This window comes from Streptomyces sp. NPDC102283, assembly GCF_044766265.1.
In the GTDB taxonomy this organism is placed as follows: Bacteria; Actinomycetota; Actinomycetes; order Streptomycetales; family Streptomycetaceae; genus Streptomyces.
The window spans coordinates 282,664-301,313 of record NZ_JBIWLQ010000008.1; the positions used below are offsets into that span (position 1 = coordinate 282,664).

Annotated in this window: 15 protein-coding genes; 10 read left to right on the forward strand and 5 right to left on the reverse strand. The window is 72.4% G+C overall.

Annotated elements, in window-relative coordinates; genetic code table 11:
- Positions 1 to 48: 48 nt before the first annotated feature.
- The 6 genes from ACIRJT_RS18490 (at position 49) to ACIRJT_RS18515 (ending at position 5,580) form a co-directional block, all read left to right on the forward strand.
- Positions 49 to 1,047, forward strand: coding sequence for a PLP-dependent cysteine synthase family protein (locus tag ACIRJT_RS18490; protein WP_403910436.1), 999 nt, complete (start codon positions 49 to 51; stop codon positions 1,045 to 1,047).
- Positions 1,047 to 2,069, forward strand: coding sequence for a DMT family transporter (locus tag ACIRJT_RS18495; RefSeq protein ID WP_403910438.1), 1,023 nt, complete (start codon positions 1,047 to 1,049; stop codon positions 2,067 to 2,069). Before ACIRJT_RS18490 ends, ACIRJT_RS18495 begins: the two co-directional genes overlap by 1 nt.
- Positions 2,070 to 2,101: 32 nt before the next feature.
- On the forward strand, positions 2,102 to 2,749 hold the full coding sequence (locus ACIRJT_RS18500; protein WP_403910439.1) for a class I SAM-dependent DNA methyltransferase: 648 nt from the start codon (positions 2,102 to 2,104) through the stop codon (positions 2,747 to 2,749).
- A gap of 46 nt (positions 2,750 to 2,795) precedes the next feature.
- A complete protein-coding gene (gene metK / locus ACIRJT_RS18505) occupies positions 2,796 to 4,022 on the forward strand; it encodes a methionine adenosyltransferase (protein WP_403910441.1) in 1,227 nt (408 codons plus the stop codon).
- 296 nt (positions 4,023 to 4,318) lie between these two features.
- A complete protein-coding gene (locus ACIRJT_RS18510; RefSeq protein ID WP_403910443.1) occupies positions 4,319 to 5,293 on the forward strand; it encodes a carbohydrate kinase family protein in 975 nt (324 codons plus the stop codon).
- A gap of 161 nt (positions 5,294 to 5,454) precedes the next feature.
- Entirely contained in the window at positions 5,455 to 5,580 is a 126-nt protein-coding gene (locus ACIRJT_RS18515; protein WP_403910445.1) for a hypothetical protein, read from the forward strand.
- Between the two features lie 130 nt (positions 5,581 to 5,710).
- Here ACIRJT_RS18515 and ACIRJT_RS18520 read toward each other — a convergent pair whose 3' ends face one another.
- Together ACIRJT_RS18520 and ACIRJT_RS18525 are read right to left on the reverse strand one after the other, a co-directional pair.
- Complete coding sequence (locus ACIRJT_RS18520; RefSeq protein WP_403910447.1) at positions 5,711 to 11,041, reverse strand: sacsin N-terminal ATP-binding-like domain-containing protein; 5,331 nt, start codon at positions 11,039 to 11,041, stop codon at positions 5,711 to 5,713.
- A gap of 191 nt (positions 11,042 to 11,232) precedes the next feature.
- Positions 11,233 to 11,982 carry a peptidyl-tRNA hydrolase gene (locus tag ACIRJT_RS18525; RefSeq protein ID WP_403910449.1) on the reverse strand — a complete coding sequence of 250 codons (750 nt, stop codon included), beginning with the start codon at positions 11,980 to 11,982 and terminating at the stop codon, positions 11,233 to 11,235.
- Between the two features lie 71 nt (positions 11,983 to 12,053).
- Between ACIRJT_RS18525 and ACIRJT_RS18530 the strand changes: the two genes are divergently transcribed.
- The 4 genes from ACIRJT_RS18530 to ACIRJT_RS18545 are packed head-to-tail and all read left to right on the forward strand — an operon-like array spanning position 12,054 to position 14,600.
- A complete protein-coding gene (locus tag ACIRJT_RS18530) occupies positions 12,054 to 12,728 on the forward strand; it encodes an AIM24 family protein (RefSeq protein ID WP_403910451.1) in 675 nt (224 codons plus the stop codon).
- Positions 12,729 to 12,778: 50 nt separating this feature from the next.
- On the forward strand, positions 12,779 to 13,726 hold the full coding sequence (locus tag ACIRJT_RS18535) for an ATP-binding cassette domain-containing protein (RefSeq protein ID WP_403910593.1): 948 nt from the start codon (positions 12,779 to 12,781) through the stop codon (positions 13,724 to 13,726).
- A complete protein-coding gene (locus ACIRJT_RS18540) occupies positions 13,723 to 14,388 on the forward strand; it encodes an ABC transporter (protein WP_403910453.1) in 666 nt (221 codons plus the stop codon). Before ACIRJT_RS18535 ends, ACIRJT_RS18540 begins: the two co-directional genes overlap by 4 nt.
- An 8-nt stretch (positions 14,389 to 14,396) precedes the next feature.
- Positions 14,397 to 14,600: a hypothetical protein gene (locus ACIRJT_RS18545; protein ID WP_403910455.1), complete on the forward strand. Its 204-nt coding sequence runs from the start codon at positions 14,397 to 14,399 to the stop codon at positions 14,598 to 14,600.
- Between the two features lie 71 nt (positions 14,601 to 14,671).
- On the opposite strand, the gene ACIRJT_RS18550 is transcribed toward ACIRJT_RS18545, so the two are convergent.
- The 3 genes from ACIRJT_RS18550 to ACIRJT_RS18560 all read right to left on the reverse strand — a co-directional run bounded on the left by ACIRJT_RS18550 (position 14,672) and on the right by ACIRJT_RS18560 (position 18,555).
- Complete coding sequence (locus tag ACIRJT_RS18550) at positions 14,672 to 16,474, reverse strand: hypothetical protein (protein ID WP_403910457.1); 1,803 nt, start codon at positions 16,472 to 16,474, stop codon at positions 14,672 to 14,674.
- Positions 16,471 to 17,532 (reverse strand): ATP-binding protein, encoded by a 1,062-nt coding sequence (locus tag ACIRJT_RS18555; RefSeq protein WP_403910459.1) that lies wholly within the window; start codon positions 17,530 to 17,532, stop codon positions 16,471 to 16,473. Before ACIRJT_RS18555 ends, ACIRJT_RS18550 begins: the two co-directional genes overlap by 4 nt.
- A gap of 147 nt (positions 17,533 to 17,679) precedes the next feature.
- A complete protein-coding gene (locus ACIRJT_RS18560; protein WP_403910461.1) occupies positions 17,680 to 18,555 on the reverse strand; it encodes a polysaccharide deacetylase family protein in 876 nt (291 codons plus the stop codon).
- Positions 18,556 to 18,650 lie beyond the last annotated feature (95 nt).

The following is an 18,650-nucleotide window of genomic DNA, read 5'->3' on the forward strand; positions in this document are numbered from 1 at the left end:
CCGTGCCCGGATCATTCTCCCCGCGGTGCCACTGAGTAAGGACTCGGAATGAACATTCAGTCGATCATCGGCGGAACGCCCCTTGTTGAACTGACGACCTTCGATGTTCCTGCCGGCATTCGCCTTTTCGCCAAGGTCGAGTTCATGAATCCGGGCGGCAGCATCAAGGACCGGATCGTCAGTCACATCCTCGCTGACGCCGAGCGACGGGGCCTGCTCGAACCGGGCGGGACGATCGTGGAGAACACCTCCGGAAACACGGGTGCGGCGATCGCGATGATGGCGGCCACGCGCGGCTACCGAGCGATCCTGACCATGCCCGACAAGGTCAGCAAGGAGAAGCGGGACGCCCTTCGGGCCATGGGCGCCGAGGTCATCGTCTGTCCGACCTCGGCCGCTCCCGGTTCGGCGAAGCACTATGTGACCTGCGCGAGGCGCATACACGCCGAGACACCCGGCTCGTTCATGCTCAACCAGTACGACAACCCCCTCAACGCCGAAGCCCATTTCCGCTCCACGGGCCCGGAGATATGGGAGGCGCTCGGGGACGCGGTGACGGCGTTCGTCGCGTCGGGCAGTACGGGCGGGACGATCTCCGGGGTCTCCCGGTTCCTCAAGGCGAAGAACCCGGCCGTCACCTCCGTCCTGCTGGACCCGGTCGGCTCCATCTACTACCGCTACTTCCACGACGGGGTCGTCGACCCCGGGCAGATCGCCCCGTACTTCGTGGAAGGTGTCGGCGAGGACCACCTGGCCCGGTGCATGGACTTCTCGCTGATCGACGACGTGATGCGCTTCCGCGACGCCGACGCCTTCGCCACCTGCCACCACCTGGCGCAGCGCGAGGGTCTCGTCTGCGGTGGGACGGGGGGCGCCAACGTGTGGGGCGCGGTGCGGGTGGCCCGGTCGCTGAAAGGCCCGGCCACCGTCGTCACGGTCCTGCCGGACAGCGGAAACAAGTACATCTCCAAGATCTACAACCCTGATTGGCTGAAGCAGAACGGCTTCGGCACCGGGGAATCTCGCGAACGGGAACACAGCCTGTAATGGGAAGTACGCCGAAGAACGTCCTCGCCGCGCTGACGGCCGCCCTGCTCTGGGCCTTCGCCTTCGTCGCCCCGGCGGCCGTGCGGCCCGCGAGCGAACTCCTCCTGGTCACCGGCCGGTATTCCCTGTTCGGCCTGTGCGGTCTCTATGTCCTGTGGAGGGGCTGGAAGCAGCTCCGGCTGATGCCGACCCGGAGAATCATCTTCGGCCTCTACATCGGCTTCGTGGGCTACTTCATCTTCTACGTCTGCGTTTCGTACTCGGCGACCATGGACAGCGGGTTCATCACCGCGGTCGTCGTGGGATCGTCGCCGATCACGATCGCGGTGGCGGGCAACTTCGCGGAGAAGCGGCTGGCCTGGCGTGAACTGATCGCCCCCGTCGTGCTGATCATCGTCGGTCTGGGGCTCCTCAGCGTCTCCGACCTCATCCAGGGAGAGGACCTGGAAAGCGCCAACGATTCGATCTTCGCGATTCTGCTGGCGATCGGGGCGATGCTGACCTGGTCCTACTTCGTGGTCCGCAACGCCCAGTCGCAACGCACCTGGGAGACGAAGCCCGACCCCACGCTCTGGGCCGGGCTGGTGGCGATGGGGGCCGGCGGAGCCTCGATGGTGCTGCTGCCCTTCGCCATCGCCTCCACGCCCCCCGAGACGTTCGAGCCGTATCCCTTGTTCAAGATCATCGCGTGGTGCGTCTTCCTGGGCGTCATCGCCTCCTGGTGGGGGACTCTCATCTGGGTGAAGGCGGCGCAGGGCATTCCGGTTCCCCTGGTGGGGCCGTTGCTCGCCACGGAGACGATCTTCGGAGCGGTCCTGAGTCTGCCGGTGGAAAACCGGCTGCCCACCTGGTCGGAGATCATCGGCGCCCTGTTCGTACTCGCCGGAATCGGCGTCTACATGGTCTTCGACGTGAGGAACTCCCGATTGCGCGGCGGCGGGGGAGGGAGTGAGGAGGAGAGGAACGCGGACGCGCCAGATGTGCCCGCCGCCCTGGCGGGACGAGAAAAGGAACGGTCATGATCGTCGGTTCGGCCTGACAGAGAGGTAATTCCATGAGCACCTCCTTCACGAACATCAAGCAGTCCCACGTCTTCTTCGGGGACGCCCCCGGGCTGAAGAAGTACTACGAGGACTGGGCATCGGGCTACGACGTGGACCTGGCGGACCAGAAGTGGGTGGCACCGAGGGTCGCGGCCAACTTCGTGCATCTGCTCGCCTCCGCCTACGGAACACCGGAGACGGAGATATTCGACGCCGGCTGCGGCACCGGCCTCGTCGGCAGCGTCCTCGCCACCCTGGGCACGTACGAGATCGACGGCGTCGACCTCTCCGAGAACATGGCCGCCGAGGCGCGCAGGACCAACGCCTACCGGAAGGTCTACGGCGGTGTGGACCTCTCCGTACCGGAGCGGGACGAGCGGCTGGGCCAGTACGGCATCGTCGTCTCCAGCGGTGTCTTCACCCTCGGCCATGTGCGCCCGACGGCGCTGCGCACCCTGATCGAGTACGCCCTGCCGGGCGGGCTGATCCTGGTCTCCACCCGCGGCAGCTACGCCACCGCGACGGGCTTCGAGGAGTTCGCCCTGTCGCCCGAGGTCGCCGCGCTGGCCACATTGCAGTTCAAGCTGCCGGACGCCGGCTACATCGCGGAAGAGGGCGCCGACTACTGGGTCTTCCGCAGGACCGCCTCCACGGCGTAGCGGAGCCAGACGCCACCGATCCCGTCCGCCACCTCCTTGGAGTGCCATGTCCCGCACCCTGTTCACCTCGGAGTCCGTGACCGAGGGGCATCCCGACAAGATCGCCGACCAGATAAGCGACACCATTCTCGACGCGCTGCTGAGTCGTGATCCCGCATCACGCGTCGCGGTCGAGACGCTGATCACCACCGGCCAGGTCCACATCGCGGGCGAGGTCTCGACCTCCGCCTACGTCGACATCGCGTCCCTGGTGCGGAAGAAGATCCTCGACATCGGATACGACTCGTCGGCCAAGGGCTTCGACGGAGCCTCCTGCGGCGTGTCGGTGTCGATCGGCGCGCAGTCCCCGGACATCGCGCAAGGCGTCGACACCGCGCAGGAGTCCCGGCAGGCCGGCTCCGGGACCGCCGCGGAGCCCGACGAACTGGACCGGCAGGGCGCGGGCGACCAGGGGCTGATGTTCGGCTACGCGACCGTCGAGACGCCCAGCCTCATGCCGCTGCCGATCGAGCTGGCCCACCGCCTCGCCCGCAGGCTGACCGAGGTCCGGAAGAACGGCACCGTCCCGTATCTGCGGCCGGACGGAAAGACCCAGGTCACCATCGAGTACAGCGGCAGCAGACCGGTCCGCCTGGACACGGTCGTGGTCTCCTCGCAGCACGCGAGCGATGTCGACCTGGGCGGCCTCCTCGCCCCCGACATCCGCGAGCATGTCGTCGAGCACGTTCTCGCCCAGCTGGCGGACGAGGGCATCAAGCTGGAGACGGACGAGTACCGTCTCCTGGTCAACCCGACCGGACGTTTCGAGATCGGCGGCCCGATGGGCGACGCGGGCCTCACCGGTCGCAAGATCATCATCGATACGTACGGGGGCATGGCCCGTCACGGCGGCGGCGCGTTCTCCGGCAAAGACCCCTCCAAGGTGGACCGTTCGGCCGCCTACGCCACCCGGTGGGTCGCCAAGAACGTCGTCGCGGCAGGCCTCGCCGCCCGCTGCGAGGTCCAGGTCGCCTACGCCATCGGCAAGGCCGAACCGGTGGGTCTGCTGGTCGAGACGTTCGGTACGAACACGGTCGCCGTGGCCAGGATCGTGGACGCCGTCCGGCAGGTCTTCGACCTCCGTCCGGCCGCGATCATCCGCGATCTCGACCTGCTCCGCCCGATCTACGCCCGTACCGCCGCCTACGGGCACTTCGGCCGCGAGCTGCCCGACTTCACCTGGGAACGCACCGACCGCGCCGACGCGCTGCGCAGGGCGGTCGCGGCGGGCTGACGGTGCAACGCCGGGACCGACCCCGGCACACCGGCCGGGGGGGGGGGGGGGGGGGGGGGGGGGGGCCCCCCCCCCCCGCCCCCCCCCCCCCCCCCCCCCCCCCCCCCCCCCCCCCCCCCCCCCCCCCCCGCGCGGGGGGGGGCGGGGGGGGGGGGGGGCGGGGCCCGGCCCCCCCCCCCCCCCCCCCCGGGGGGGGGGGGGGGGGGGGGGGGGCCCCCCCCCCCCCCCGCCCGGCGCGGCACCCGCCCCCCGGTGCCGCACCTCCCTCCCGGCCACCGGACCAAGGAGTGCTGTCCATGCGTATCGCCGTGACCGGATCCATCGCGACCGATCACCTGATGGTGTTTCCCGGCCGCTTCGCCGAGCAGCTGATCAAGGAGCGGCTGGAGCGGATCTCCCTGTCGTTCCTCGCCGACGGGCTGGAGGTGCGCAGAGGAGGCGTCGCCGCCAACATCTCGTTCGGGCTCGGCCGGCTGGGCCTGGAACCGGCCCTCGTCGGCGCGGCGGGCCTGGACTTCGCCGAGTACGACGCCTGGCTGCGGACGCACGGCGTCGACACGTCCGCCGTCCGGGTCAGCGCGTCCCTGCACACCGCGCGGTTCGTCTGCACCACCGACCAGGACCAGAACCAGATCGCCACCTTCTACGCCGGGGCCATGGCCGAGGCCGCGCAGATCGACCTGGCAGGGATCACGGCTCGGCCCGAACTGGTACTCGTCGGCGCCGACGACCCCGAAGCCATGCTCCGGCACACCGCCACCGCCCACCGCCTCGGTATCCCCGTCGCCGCCGACCCCTCCCAGCAACTGGCCCGGCTCGACCGGGACCAGGCCCGCCGACTGGTCGACGGAGCGCGGTGGCTGTTCACCAACGAGTACGAGGAGGCCCTGCTCGTCGAGCGCACCGGATGGACGAAGGACGAGCTGCTCGGACGGGTCGGGACCTGGATCACCACCCTGGGGGAGAACGGAGTGCGCCTGGCCGACCGAGGCGCCCCCGTACTGCGGATCCCGGCCGTGCCCACGGACCGGATCGCCGACCCCACCGGGGCCGGGGACGCCTTCCGGTCCGGCTTCCTCGCCGGTACGGCATGGGGGTGGACGCGGGAGCAGGCGGCGCGGCTGGGCTGTGCCATGGCCACCACGGTGCTCGAATCGGTCGGCACCCAGGAGTACGAGCCGACCTCGTCGGATCTGATCGCCCGCATCGACCGGGCGTACGGCGCCGACGCGGCGCGCGCCGCCGAGCCGCGGCTCGCCGGGGTGTCCTGACCGCGCCCGCCGGCCGAACGGCTCCGCCCTTCCCCGGGTTTCGCGACCCGGGGAAGGGCGGAGCCGTTCGGCGCACTGTCAGTTGCTATACAGGTGGGTATAGTTGATGAGGGGGTCCTTCCGTCGCCCGATCCCGGGCCAACACCGTGTGGAGATGCCCGATGAGGATGCTGCTTCGACAGTCCTGGAACCTCCTGCGCGACATCGCGTACGGCGTCAACGCGGGGCACGCGATCCGGCTGGGGCTGAAGGCTCCGGCAGGCAGGAGCTGCGGAACGCAGACCTGAGAGAACGCGCCCCACGGGCGGTTTCCCGTCGGAGTCGTCCTCTGCCGTGGGCGGGTCCACGAGGGCAGTGATCGGGATGAGCGGTCCGGACCGGGCATGTCGTTCCGGACCGGGCGCCGGCGCAGAGCCGTCACCCCTCCCGCGGCAGGACGAAGCGCAGCCGCATCGCGGTGCTGACCACCTGATAGCCGGTCAGGCCGGATTCGCTGAACGGACTGGGCAGCGGGGTGATCCTCCGGCGCTCGTGGTCGTTGACGTGGGAGACGTAGACGATGCGGTACTCCACGTCGGACTCCAGTTGGCTCGCCCGCGCCGCCCTCGTCTCGGTGTCCCCGAGGTTGATGTCACCGTCCGCGCCGGTGGACGACTTGACCTCGAACAGCAGTGTGCGCTCGCCGTCCCGGATCAGGAAGTCGTAGCCGAGGTCGTCGTCGCCCTGTCCGTCGGCGAGTACGTGGCGGCGCATCTCCGACTTCCACGACACCTCGGGCGGCACCCCGAAGCGCTGCTCCAGCCAGGCGCCGACCGCTGCCTCGCCGGCGAGGCCGACCGCGACGGGCTTCTCGCCGCTGTCGGAATCCCGGATCCCGCTCGTGCCGCTCGATGAGCCGCCGGATCCGCGCTGGCGCGGGACGGCGGCAGCAGGGCAGGGCGCCTCGGGGGTCACCACGTCGACCGGCGTCGCCAGCTGCGCCTCGGTGAGGTCGGCCACCACTCGGCGCGCGAGTTCGCGCAGGTCGTCCCTGCCTATGGGCAGGTGCTCGCCGTTGAACTCCAGCGTCGCCGCCTGGGACCGCACCGACGGTGCCGCTTCCCTCCCGTCGCGCGACGCCGACAGCTGTCGGCCCGCCGCGCCGCCTTCCGGGCCGAGGGCGCCGAGGCGCGTCGTGGCCGGCATCCCTTCCGGCCAGTGGCCGCGCGAACGCAGCCAATCGATCAGTGCCTTGCGGGTCAGCGGCGCGAAGTCGAGGAGCCCCTCCGCCTCCATCTCCCGGGCCACCTGGGCGGCTCCGGGGCAGGCGGACTCCGTGGCAGCCCCCTGCCGGGTGAGCCAGCGCTCGATCAGGGTGCGCAGTTCCGGCAGCCGGGCGTGCACGAAGCCCACGCACACGCCCCGGGTCTCGCTCACCGGCGCCAGTGCCCCCGAGCCCTTGCCCGCCGGGGGCAGGTGCTCGGCCAGCCATCGGTCCGCGTGGTCGGCCAGCAGCCGGGCGGGGAGCTCCCAGAGCGTCCGGTGCCACGCCGGGTCGGGGGCGGGCCCCGGCAGTTCGCGCAGCCGCACGTACTCCCCGAGCTCCCGCCCGGCGCGGTGAGAGGCCACGAACGCATCGCGCACCCGGTCGACCAGCCGCGAGCGGTCGCCCTGCAGCCAGGCCTCGAACTGCCGTGTGTGCATGGCGGAGTTGTCGATCGTGGCCAGCCCGAGGGCCTCCCACGCGCGGTTGGCCCGCTCCAGTGGCACGCCGAGCCGCGGCAGCAGCCGTTGCCAGTCGTCCTCCGGAAGGGAGAGCAGCAGCTCGGCCCGGTCGGCGCCGAGCTTCCCCGCCAGCCAACCCCGCAGCTCCTCACGGCTGTCGAAGGTCTCCTGGAGCTGTTGCAGCTGTTCCGCCAACTCGACGTCCTCGCAGGCGAGGACGGGCACCAGCCGGGCGCTGCCCGAGCGGTCGGAGGCGCGGTCGGAGAGCACCGCCTCCAGCCGGTGGAGCGGCAGGTCGAGCGCGGCGGCCAGGTCGGCCGCTGTCACGTCGGCGGTTCCCCGGCCCTGCATCCGCTGCTCCAGCCTCATCAGGGCGAGTTCGAGCTCCCGGGCCAGGTAGGGGGCGCCGATCAGCTCGGCGATGCCCGGTGCGGCCGTCTGGAGGACCGGCCAGTCCGCCCGCGGCGGTGGCTGGACGACGACCAGGCAGGGGCGCTCGGGGTCGTCGTGCAGCACCGAGCGGTCAGTGGTGGCCAGTACGTGTCCGGCGACATGGGTGACGGCCTCGGTCGCGAGCACCAGGGAGCAGGAGTCCAGGCGCCGGAGGAGCCGGGCGACCGTGACCATCTCCGGACGCAGGGCGCGGTCCTCGTCGTACTCCACCGCCGCGGCCACCAGGACGCGCAGCCACGGGCCGGTGAACTCCAGCAGGGACGTGCTCGGCGCCTGCGACGCGGGCAGCTGGTCCGCGATCACCTGGACCGCCGCCTCGCCGCACGAACGGGGCTCGAAGCCGTCGTGGTCCGCGAGGTGCTCGTGCACCCGGCCGCCCAGGGCCCGATCGTCCAACGGCACCACGGGTACGTGGACCTGGTCGAGCAGCCGGCGCTGCTGGCCGCTGCCCGGACCCGGCAGGTAGACCGGTTCGGTCGCCTCGTCGTCGGGGGCGGCGCGGAGGACCTCCAGGACACCGGCCCGGGAGACCAGGAGGGCTTCCAGGCCGGTGGATCGGCCGCCGGTCGGCAGCCCGTTCCGGCCCTGGTGCGGCGGGAGCAGCTCCGACCAGGCCTGCTCGTAGGCGCGGCGGATCGCGTTGACGTGCACCCCATGGCGCAACTGCGGTGCCGCCAGCAGTAGGTGAGGCAGGTGACGGAGCCGGTCGAGGGCGGTACGGGGGTCGGACCAGTGGCGCACGCCCAGCAGGTCGAGCCGTTCCAGCACCTTGCCGGTCGCCAGCTGTCGCAGCCCCGCGGGCGCGACCGAGAGGTAGGCGGGCGGCTGCTCGCTCTCGCTCCACCACCACGCGGTCGAGACCGGCGCGAAGGTGCTCCGGCCCCGTTGGTCAAGGGTCTGCGGTATCCATGACACCCGGCAGAGGAAGGCGGCGAGCGGGGTCGGCCACAGGGTGCCGGAGCTGTCGCTGCCTCCGACGAACTTGGCCTCCAGGGCGCTGTTGCGCCACTTGTCCAGGCCGTGGATGATCAGCTCGGCGTAGAGCCGACGGCTCTCGTCGGAGAACTCGGCGTAGACGTCCTGGCCCGGGAGCTTCGCCAGCTGACGTTTCTGGGGCTGGTAGGCGACGGTCGGGTAGCGGACCTGGTGCCGGCTCCGCCAGTTCTGGGCGGTCCCTGCCCAGTCCCGGTGCGCCTGGACGGTACGGCAGATCGACCTGTAGGCATCGAAGGACCACGGCCGGTTGAGCTGGCTCCCCTTCACCGACTCCGAGGTCGCGAGGTAGACCGGGCGCAGGCCGTGGCTCACACCCTGGTGTTCCAGGAAGCGCTGGTACGCCGCCGGGTCGGTGCCGCTGCCGTCGCGCACTTCGGCGGCCGGCCGCAGGAGTGAGTCGTGGGCCTGCCGGAGCGAGCCGTCCAGGGCCCGGGTCAGGTCCAGAAAGCGGACGAGGGTGTCGTCGACGGCCGAGGCCGCTCCCGCCCAGCCCTGGCCGAACATCGCGCGCCAACTGGGCGACCAGCCGTTCCTGGTGGGAACGAGCAGGCCCTCGATGCGTCCGGCGCGCGGGCCCTGCGCGATCCACAGGCGGCAGGCCAGGTGCAGGCACTCGCGCCGGGTCGCGTCGTCCTGCCCGTCCTGCCGCATCACCGCGGTCAGAACGGGCAGCAGCGCCGCCGGGGTGTACGTCTGCACGAGGCCCTGCTGTTCGAGCCACCGGCGCCCGGCGACGCGTCGGCTTCGGGTCCTGCCCCGGCCTGACGACCACGGAATCGCGCCATGGACGAAGGAGAGGTGCTCGCGCACACGGGAGGGCAGCGCGTCGGGCTGGAACAGGACGTCGCCGGTGTCGGGGAAGAAGACGTGCTCGCCACCGGCAGGGACGAGCCGGCCGCCCGCGTCGAGGACGATCCGCTTGCCGCGCAGCCCGGTGGCGTCGGGGAACGAGACCGCCAGGTCGTGGTAGAAGTCGGCCCAGCGCTCGTGGTCGACTTCCCCCGCCCCGGTGGCCGCCGCCAGCCCCTCGGCCACGGCCTCCGCCCACTCGGCGAGTTGGGGAGCCCCGGGCTCCAGCCGCAGTCGGAGCAGACGGCCCATCGTCCGCAGCCTCTCAGCGCGTAACGGGTGCAGGGCCGGGTCGATGACCGCCGCCCTGCCGGTCGCGCCGACGGCCTGCGAGGTGAAGACCTCGACACCCTCGGGCTGCTCCATGAGGTAGCCGTGGTCGAACGAGGTACGGGAGCCTTCCGGGCTCACCCTCGGTAGGAAGGCCACCTCGTTGAGCTTGCGGTCCAGCTTCCGGAACGCCTCCCGCAGCCGCTCCAGTTCGGCGCCGTTCCGGCAGACCAGGTCGATCACGGCCCCGCCCGGCAGCCGCACCCGCCCCTCGTCGACCAGTACGGCCGCCCGGGCGCAGGCCGTGGCCACCTCGTCGAGCAGCAGCTGGTTCCACGGCGTCTCGACGGCGATCGTACGGCGGCTGACGTGGGCGAAGAAGGGCGCGTTGACGTATCCGACGACCGGGCACTCGGTCGTGGCGCTCATCGGCAGAAAGGTGTAGAGCCGGCCGCGCGTCAGCGGCTCGCCCGCCGGGACGGCCACCACCACCTCGGCGGACCCGCGCCACCGGTCCCAGGCCTTGCCCATGTCACCGCTGGCCGCGATGGCGGGGAGGACGCGCTCCTCCGGCACCCTGCTGCGTACCAGGACCAACTTCAGGCGTCCGCGGCGCAGCGCCACCTCCTCGATCCTGAGGCCGCGGGCCTTGTACAGCGTGGTCACCCGCCGCCCGAAAACGACGCGCTTCGGGGCGGCGCCCGCCTCGACCCGGGTCACCACGACCGTGGCCAACCGGTCGAGGAAGAGCTCGAACGGCGCGCGGTCGTCGGTGAGTTCGCGTAACTGGCGGACGGCCGAGGCACAGGCCTCCGCGTCCTTGAGGGGCAGCCGGACGACAGTGACGATCCCGCGACGGCACAACTGCCGCACCGGCTCCGGGATCTCGTCCACCGGTACGGGCAGGGTCAACGCGGACAGGTTGTCGCGCAGCCTGTCGGCCGCTCCGGGGTCGTCCGGGGCGGCCTCGGCTGCCAGCCGGTCAAAGTCCGACGGCCGGGCGAAACGGAAGCAGTAGCCGTCGAAGGTCTTCGAGGCCGGGCTCGAGACGCTGTACAGCTCGGGGGCCTCGGTCAGCTGACGGACGCTCTTGAAGCCCACCCCCTTGTGCCCGATGCCCTCGTCCGGCCGCTTGCTGGACGACGCCACCCGGCGCAGCGCGCCGAAGCGCTGCGGCGTCAGCTCATGGCCGCCGTTGGCCACGTAGAGGACCCCGTGCTCGCCCTCGGTCTCGTCGAGCACGATCTCCACCCGCCCGTCGCCCGGTGTGGCCGGGTGCGCGTCATGGGCGTTCTGCAGAAGCTCGACGAGCACCCGGCCCTTGTACTCGGGGGCCAGTACCTCCTCGATCACGGCCTTCAGCTCGCGCGAGGTCGTGTCGCCCTCCGCCAGGCTCCTCAGGCACGTCCGCGCCTTCTTCACGGACTGCGCCCACACCTGCCGCCGACGGGTCCCCGCCGCCCCGGAGCCGTTCAACTGCTACCTCCACGTACCCGCACGGATCATCCGCGGCCACGCTACTGGAGTACACGTAGTGCTTGGCCATGTGCGGTCTGTGGTGAGGTGGGCATCTCGGCCACGACCACCGCGCACCCCGAAGACGCACAGCCCCGCACCCCGGCCTGCTCCGGCCGCGGCCCACGACCGGTTCCTGCAGAGCGGTACGTTCAGGGGCGTCGCAGGCGCGGGGTGGGGCAGTAGTGCGTGCCCCCTTCCGCGACGACGGTCGGCCCCGGGGCGATCTCGGTGAACCCGGCGTCGCGCACCACCGGCAAGCCGCTCGCGGTCAGCTCCCGCCAGCCCTCCGGGGTCGCGGTGGCCACGGACAGCGGGAAGCCCGCCTCGCGCCACGCCTTACGCTCGGTGTCGCCCAGCTCCCACCAGGCGAGCTGGGCGCCATGGCCGACCTGCGCCATCGTCTTGCCCGCGGACATCTCCAGCTCCGGGTTGAGCCACAGCACCGGACCCGCCGGGTCGGGGGCGGCGGGCGGCTCGGGGTCCTCCAGCTCGGTCCCCGACACCTGGAGCTTGGCCAGCTCCTTGGGCCAGCCGTCCAGCGGGATCGGCGGGAACACCCGTACCTCCGCGCCTTCCTCGCCCGTCACGGTGATGCCCTCCAGCGCCGCGGCCTTGCGCCACTCCGCACCGCGCGCCCGGCGCACGACCTTGCGGATCCGGGCGTCCTCCCAGTCCCGCATCGCCCCGGCCCACTCGCCGTCCCCGAGAGACCGCTCGTCGGACAGGATCGTCAGCACCGCACGGGCGGCGGCCCGCAGCGCGTCCGTGCGGGCGGGCGGGTCCGTCTTCTCCAGGTGGATCACCAGCGGCAGCACGAACTGCCGTGCCTGGTCGCGGTCGGTCCGGCCGCTCCGGAACGGGCTCTCGGGGGCGGGGGGTGAGGTGTCGTTGCTGGTCACCGTCCCAGTCTGCCAGGCGGGAAGCGTCACCTGCTTGGCGGAACGACCGGCTCCGGGTGAGGATGCTCCGCATGAAGAGCGATCTGTTTTCCAGCGAGCACATGGCCCAGCCGGCCACCGCACCCGGCATGACCCTGCAGAACGCCAAATCGATCAAGTACGCCGTCAACGGGGAGATGCACGCCCGGCAGGGCTCGATGATCGCCTTCCGCGGCAACCTCCAGTTCGAGCGCAAGGGTCAGGGCATCGGCGGGATGCTCAAGCGCGCGGTCACGGGCGAGGGCCTGGCCCTCATGGCCGTCCGGGGCCAGGGCGAGGCGTGGTTCGCGCACGAGGCGGCGAACTGCTTCATCGTCGAGCTGGACCAGGGCGACTCCATCACCATCAACGGCCGCAACGTCCTCTGTTTCGACCCCACGCTCGCCTACGAGATCAAGACCGTGAAGGGCGCCGGAATGGTCGGCGGCGGCCTCTTCAACAGCGTCTTCACCGGCTACGGCAAGCTCGGCCTGATGTGCGAGGGCACCCCGATCGTGATCCCCGTGACCGCCGCCCAGCCGGTGTACGTGGACACGGACGCGGTCGTCGGCTGGAGCCAGCAGCTCACGACCAGCCTGAACCGCTCGCAGAGCGTCGGCTCGATGGTGCGCGGCGGATCCGGCGAGGCCGTCCAGCTGATGCTCCAGGGCGAGGGCTTCGTCATCGTGCGGCCGAGCGAGGCCAGGCCCGAGAAGACCTCCAACTGACCGTGCTTCTACGGGGTGTGGGCCACCGGTACGGACTCCGCGGCGCCTGGGTGCTGCGTGGGGTCGATCTCACGCTGCCCGCGCGCACGCTCGTCCGGGTCGAAGGGGCCAACGGCGCCGGGAAGTCGACCCTGCTGCGGCTGCTCGCCGGGATCGACGCTCCCGCCGAGGGCCGGATCACCGGCCGCCGGACCCGTACGGCGTACGTCCCCGAGCGCTTTCCGGCGGCGCTGCCCCTGACCGCCACCGGCTATCTCGTCCACCTCGGCCGGATCCACGGGCTGCGGAGCGCCGAGGCGAAGCGGCGCGCGGAGGAGTGGCTGACCCGGTTCGGAGCGGCGGATCACGCTCGTACCCCACTGGCCGAACTCTCCAAGGGCACCAGCCAGAAGGTCGCGGTCGCCCAGGCGCTGCTCGCCGCACCGGACCTGCTGGTCCTGGACGAGGCCTGGACCGGGCTCGACACCGCAGCCCGCGCGGAACTGGACCGCGCGGTGGCGGAACGCGTCGCGGCGGGCGCCACCGTGGTCTTCGTCGACCACGACCCGCGACGCCTGGGCGGGGCCGCCGACCTCGTCCTGCGGACCGGGGGCGGCGGGGTCCACCGGGTGACGGCCCCGACGCCGACGGGCCGCGACCCCGGCCCCCGCGTCCTGATCGAGGCCGAGGGCCCGCCCGGCGCACCGCTGCCCGCCGGTCTCCCGGGCGACCCGGTCCGGGAGCGGGGGAGCCGGACCGGCGCGGGTGCGGGCGGTCTCGACGGGGGCGGCCCGGACACGGACGGCCCGGACACGGACGGCGGGACCGGCTCCGGTGTCGTGTGCCTCAGCGTTCCCACGCCCTACTCCGACGCACTCCTGGCGGCCCTGCTCACGGCCCGTCCTCCCTGGCACATCCGCCGGGTCTCCCCGGCGGAAGGCCACGCGCCGGCCCAGGAGGCCCAGGAGGCCCAAGAGGCAAAGGAGGCCCAAGAGGCAGAGGAGGCCGAGGTGCCATGACCGCCCTCCTCCGCTACCAGGCCGCCCTGCTCGCCCGCTCCCAGCGCTGGCTGGCGCCCCTCCTGCTGTACGCGGCCGTTCTCGCCGTCGGCGTGCGGAGCGGGCAGCCCGTGCTGGGCTCGCTCGGCGTCGCGGCCGCCGCCGTGCTGCCCGTCACCGCGTGGGCCGTACACCTCTGCGTCGCCCAGGAACCGCCCGCCGCCCGGGCGGTCGCCTCGGCCGCCGCGGGACCCCGGCGGGTCCACCTGGCCGCGCTGCTCACCGCCGCGGGCTGTACGGCGGCGCTCGCCGTGGTGACCACCGTCGTCGTCCTGCTCATCAGCGAACCGGTCACCGACGACGGGGGCGCCGTCTCCCGCCCGGCCGCCGCGCTCGCCGGACTGCTCGCCGCCCTGTGCTGCGTGCTGCTGGGCGCGGCGGTGGGGGCGTTGAGCACCCGTCCGGTGCCGCTCCGCCGGGGCTGGTCCGTCGCGGCGGCCGTGCTCGGGTCGCTCCTCGCCCTCGTGACCGCCGGATCCCCGGCCCGCCCGGCCGTCACCGCCCTGGTCACGGGATCGCGGACCGGGACCGTCCAACCGCCCGTCCTGCCCCTGCTCGGGGCGGCGGTCCTCGCAGCTGCCGCGGCGTTCCTCGTCTGCCGGATCGCCGCCCGGCGGGGGTGAGTAGGCTCGTGGGTGTGGACACGGATGACACGTACTGCGAGACCCCGGGGCCGATCGCCCCGGCCCCGCCGGCCGGGGCGGCCGAAGGCCCTCCGTACGCCGAGTGCGTGCTGTGCCGCGAGCCGACCGAATACCCGGAGTCGACGAAGGGCACCACGCTGTGCCCGGTCTGCGCCTGGCAGGAGGCGGGCCGCACGGCCTGCTCCGGCTAGGCCGATACAGCCAGGGCGTGTCCGGCTGCTCGCCCGTGCCCGGCCCCGCCGTTCAGCGCGTCCGGAACAGCTCAGCGCACCCGGAAGACCGGTCCGCGCGGGGTGAACGGCAGCCCCGCGCCCTCCGGGATCAGGTAGGCGTGCTCGCGGCGGACCCGAAGCACGTCGCACCAGCCGTCGGTGATCACCAGGACCGGGGCCGTCGGCGGGAAGTCGTCGGCCCGTTGCAGCAGGTCGACACCGGGTTGCAGGATCGTGCCGCCGCGCCCCCGCACCCGTACCCGCCCGGCGATCTCCGTCGGTGCCAGGTATCCGGCGTCGTAGGCGGCGGCGTCGCAGAACACCACGCGGGCGGCCGGCACGTCACGGGCCTCGGCGTACGAGGCGATCGCGCCCAGCGCCTTGGCGAGCAGCGGGCCGGACATCGAGCCCGAGGTGTCCAGGACGACGCCGAAGGTGCAGCGGGCGACCTCCTCGGGCGGGAAGGAGCGGCCCGCGCGCGGGATGTCGGGGGTCGAGGCCTGGCGCCGGGCGGGCCGGGAGTAGCTGCGGACCGGCTCGGGGCGGGGCACGAACTCGTCGAACCAGCGGGCCAGTCGGGCGTCCCACGGGACGGGCGGATGGGCGAGCGCGCGGATCTCCTGGATCAGTCCGGCCGGCAGCAGGCCGCGCTGTCGGTCGGTGTGCAGCTGGTGGCCCTGGACGAGGGCGCGCCGGTAGAAAGCGTCGAGGTCGACCGGATCGCCGGTGCGGCCGGGCAGGGGTTCGCCCAGGATGTCGCCGACGCCCTTGCCGCGCAGGGTCGCGAGGCGCCGGCCGCGCCGCAGCCCGGTGGCGAGCCGGTCGTACACCTCCTCGGCCGACAGCCCCTTCAACTCGGGGTCGTACAACAGCCCTTCGGGCATCGCGCCGACGTCCATCTCGACCAGCCAGCCGTTGATGACGTAGTCGGCGGCGACGTTGAACAGGTAGTGGTCGCGGGCGCCGCGGCGCCCGCCGTGACGCAGTGCGGCGTGCAGCATCTCGTGGGCGAGGACGAACCGCCACTCCTCGTCCGTGAACCGCTTGAGGGGATTGATGTAGATCTCGCCGGCGGCGGCGTCCACGGCGGCCACGGAGATGGCGTGCACCCGGGCGAGTTCGGCGTCGGCGACGACGGTCAGTCCGGCCGCGAGGCCGCCGAGCAGCGGGTAGGACGAGACGAACCAGTTGAGGGCGCGGTCCCAGGGATGCTGGGCGACGCGTTCACCGGTGAGCCGGTCGCGTCGCCCTCCCGCGACGTCCATCGCGGCCGAGACCGTACGGGTCAGGGCGTACGCGAAGGCGAGTTGGCGGTCGGGCAGGGCGGTGTCCCAGCGCGGCCACTGGACCAGCAGCTGGTCGGGCTCGCCGTCCGCGGTGCCGCACCGCTCGTAGACGGCCGGGACGCCGGTCCTGCGCCAGCGGGCGGCGAGCTGATCCTCGTCGCCGTCGGGGTAGCTCTCGGGGAGGTGGTCGGGGGCCGTGCCGATGGGAAAGGTGGCGAGGAAGCGGTTGACGACGGTGCAGCGGGCGGCGAGGGCGAAGCGGTCGGGCTGCTCGCGGAGCTCCTTGGCGGCGGGGAGGTGGCCGAAGCCGAGGTGGAGGAGGGCGTGGGCGAGCGCCCAGGCCCACTCGCCCGGTTCGGCCCGGCGGGTGGGGTGGACGTGCACCCGCCCGTTGGAGTCCGCCCGGACGAGGCCCTGGCCGGGGGCGTCGGCATTGGCCTTGGCCCGGATGAAGTCGGCGTCGACGGCTGCGAGCGCGGGGTTGCGGCGCACCAGTTCGGCGCCGGCGGCGAAGGCCTCGGCGGCCGGGTCGGGGCGGTCCGCGCCCTGCTTGCGGGACCGGCTCAACGCCGGGCCTCGACCAGCCGCGGCATGTCGCGGGCGGCCTCCACCAGGAACCAGGCGGGCAGCACCGGGTTGCCGTCGGCGTCCTCGGCGATGACGGTCTGGGCGACCTCGACGGATATCTCGGCGAGCTGGACGAGCAGCGACTTCGCACGGTACGAGGTCTCGCGCACGGCGGCCGAAGCGTGCTCGCGCTGGACCGGGAGCTCCTTGACGAGCCGTCCCCGGAACGCTTCGGCGAGGTAGTAGAGCAGGTCGCGGTCCTCGGTGCGGCGGGGCCAGGAGGCGTCTCCCTTGATGATCGCCTCGATGCCGTAGGTGTGCCGCACGATCTTGGCGTACCCGCAGAAGGAGACGGCGTGGGAGGGGGTCAGCGTCCCGTGGGCCACGATCTTCAGCGTCTCCTCGTCCAGCGCCGGCCCGAAGGAGTGCAGCGCGTCGGAGAGCATGTGCCAGGAGCGGGGCGTGGAGAACGGCTCCTCGGTCTTGGGCGGCTGCGACCACAGGTGGTCGGGCCGGTCGGCGAGGTAGTCCACCACCCAGGGGTGGATGCCGTTCTCGCCCGCCCACACCAGCCAGTCGGTGGCGGAGGCGCGCAGGTGGACGTGGGTGAGGCGGTTGACGAGCGCGGAGGCGATGGGGCGTGCCAGGGCGTTGTCGGTGGCGCGGTTGCCGGCGCCGATCACGATCGAGCCCTCCGGAAGCTCGTAGCTGCCGATCCGGCGGTCGAGGATGAGTGAGTAGAAGGCCTTCTGCACGTCCGGGGTCGCGGCGTTCAGCTCGTCCAGGAAGAGGCAGTACGGCTCGTCGCGGGCGATGGCCTCCGGCGGGCAGAACACGGAGCGGCCGTCGCGGATCTGCGGCACGCCGATCAGGTCCTCGGGGGCGAGCTGTGTGCCCAGCAGGCTGACGCACTCCAGTCCCAGGGATTCGGCGAACTTCCTCACCAGAGAGGACTTCCCGATGCCGGGGGCGCCCCAGAGGAACACCGGACGGACGGTGGCGAGGCCCAGAAGGAGGTCCGGGATCTGCGTGGGGGTGACGGTTACTGCGGCCTGCAAGCGGTCGGCTCCTCGGAAGGGAATGTCCTGTTCACCCAACGTATGGGGCCGGTGGGGGCAGGCGCACCTGGATTTCCCTGCCTGTGCCGCTGTGCCGCTGTGCCGCTGTGCCGCTGTGCCGCTGTGCCGACGCTGCTCGGCCGACGCTCAGGGCCTGTCCTCCATCAACTCCGACACCTTCACGAAGCGGTAGCCGCGTGCGCGCAGTTCCGGCACGATCCGGCGTACGGCCGCCTCGGTGGCCGGGGCCGCGCTGCGGGTGCAGTGCATCACCACGAGGGAGCCCGGCCGCACCCCGTCCAGCACCTGCTCGGCCACCGCGTCCGCGTCCGTGGCGAAGGCGTCGCCGCTGACCACGTCCCACTGCACGGCCGTCACGTTCGCCGGGGCCAGCGCGCGCAGCGCGGTGTCGTCGTAACAGCCGCCGGGGAAACGGAAGTACGGCACCACGTTCCGCGCACCCGCCTTCCGGAACGCGGTGAAGGCACGCTCCACCTCGCGGGCCATCGTGTCCTTCCCGACCACCGGCAGGCCGTAGCAGGGGGAGCTGAAGGCGTGGTGGCTGTAGGAGTGGTTGGCGATCTCGAACAGCGGGTCCGTGCCGATGGCCTTCGCCTGCGCCGGGTACTCCTCGGCCCAGCGCCCGGTCATGAAGACGGTGGAGGGAACTTTCAGCCGGCGCAGCAGCGCGACCAGCTCCGGATTGTCGAAGCGCTCGCCGGAGGCCGCCCGGCGGCCCTGATCGGCCGTCATGTCGGCGTCGAACGTCAGCGCCACGACCTTGTCCGCCGCGCGGCCGGCCGCGCCCCCGCCCGTCGGCCTCCGCTCGAAGACCGGGGTGCGGCCCGCCGGACCGGGGGCCATCGTGGGCGGCTTCTTCGGTGCCGCGGAGTCCGGAGCGGATGCCGGAACGGAGCCCGCTGGGGTGGGAGGGGGAGCGGGTGCGGGGGCGGGGCCCCCGCACCCGGCCAGGGCGGCGCCGGTCAGTACCCCCGCGATCGTCAGAGTCGTCGTCTTCCGCATCTTCCGCGTCTTCCGCGCAGCAGTGATCACCCACGGAAAATAACGGAAAATGTCTGATAATCGGGTTATATCGGACGGTGGCGTTCCGGTGTCCG

Coding starts and splice junctions, on each gene's coding strand:
- metK (WP_403910441.1), top strand. CDS start 2,796: ATGTCCCGCACCCTGTTCACCTCGGAGTCCGTGACCGAGGGGCATCCC.
- ACIRJT_RS18530 (WP_403910451.1), top strand. CDS start 12,054: ATGAAGAGCGATCTGTTTTCCAGCGAGCACATGGCCCAGCCGGCCACC.
- ACIRJT_RS18495 (WP_403910438.1), top strand. CDS start 1,047: ATGGGAAGTACGCCGAAGAACGTCCTCGCCGCGCTGACGGCCGCCCTG.
- ACIRJT_RS18510 (WP_403910443.1), top strand. CDS start 4,319: ATGCGTATCGCCGTGACCGGATCCATCGCGACCGATCACCTGATGGTG.
- ACIRJT_RS18490 (WP_403910436.1), top strand. CDS start 49: ATGAACATTCAGTCGATCATCGGCGGAACGCCCCTTGTTGAACTGACG.
- ACIRJT_RS18560 (WP_403910461.1), bottom strand. CDS start 18,555: ATGCGGAAGACGACGACTCTGACGATCGCGGGGGTACTGACCGGCGCC.
- ACIRJT_RS18515 (WP_403910445.1), top strand. CDS start 5,455: ATGAGGATGCTGCTTCGACAGTCCTGGAACCTCCTGCGCGACATCGCG.
- ACIRJT_RS18540 (WP_403910453.1), top strand. CDS start 13,723: ATGACCGCCCTCCTCCGCTACCAGGCCGCCCTGCTCGCCCGCTCCCAG.
- ACIRJT_RS18500 (WP_403910439.1), top strand. CDS start 2,102: ATGAGCACCTCCTTCACGAACATCAAGCAGTCCCACGTCTTCTTCGGG.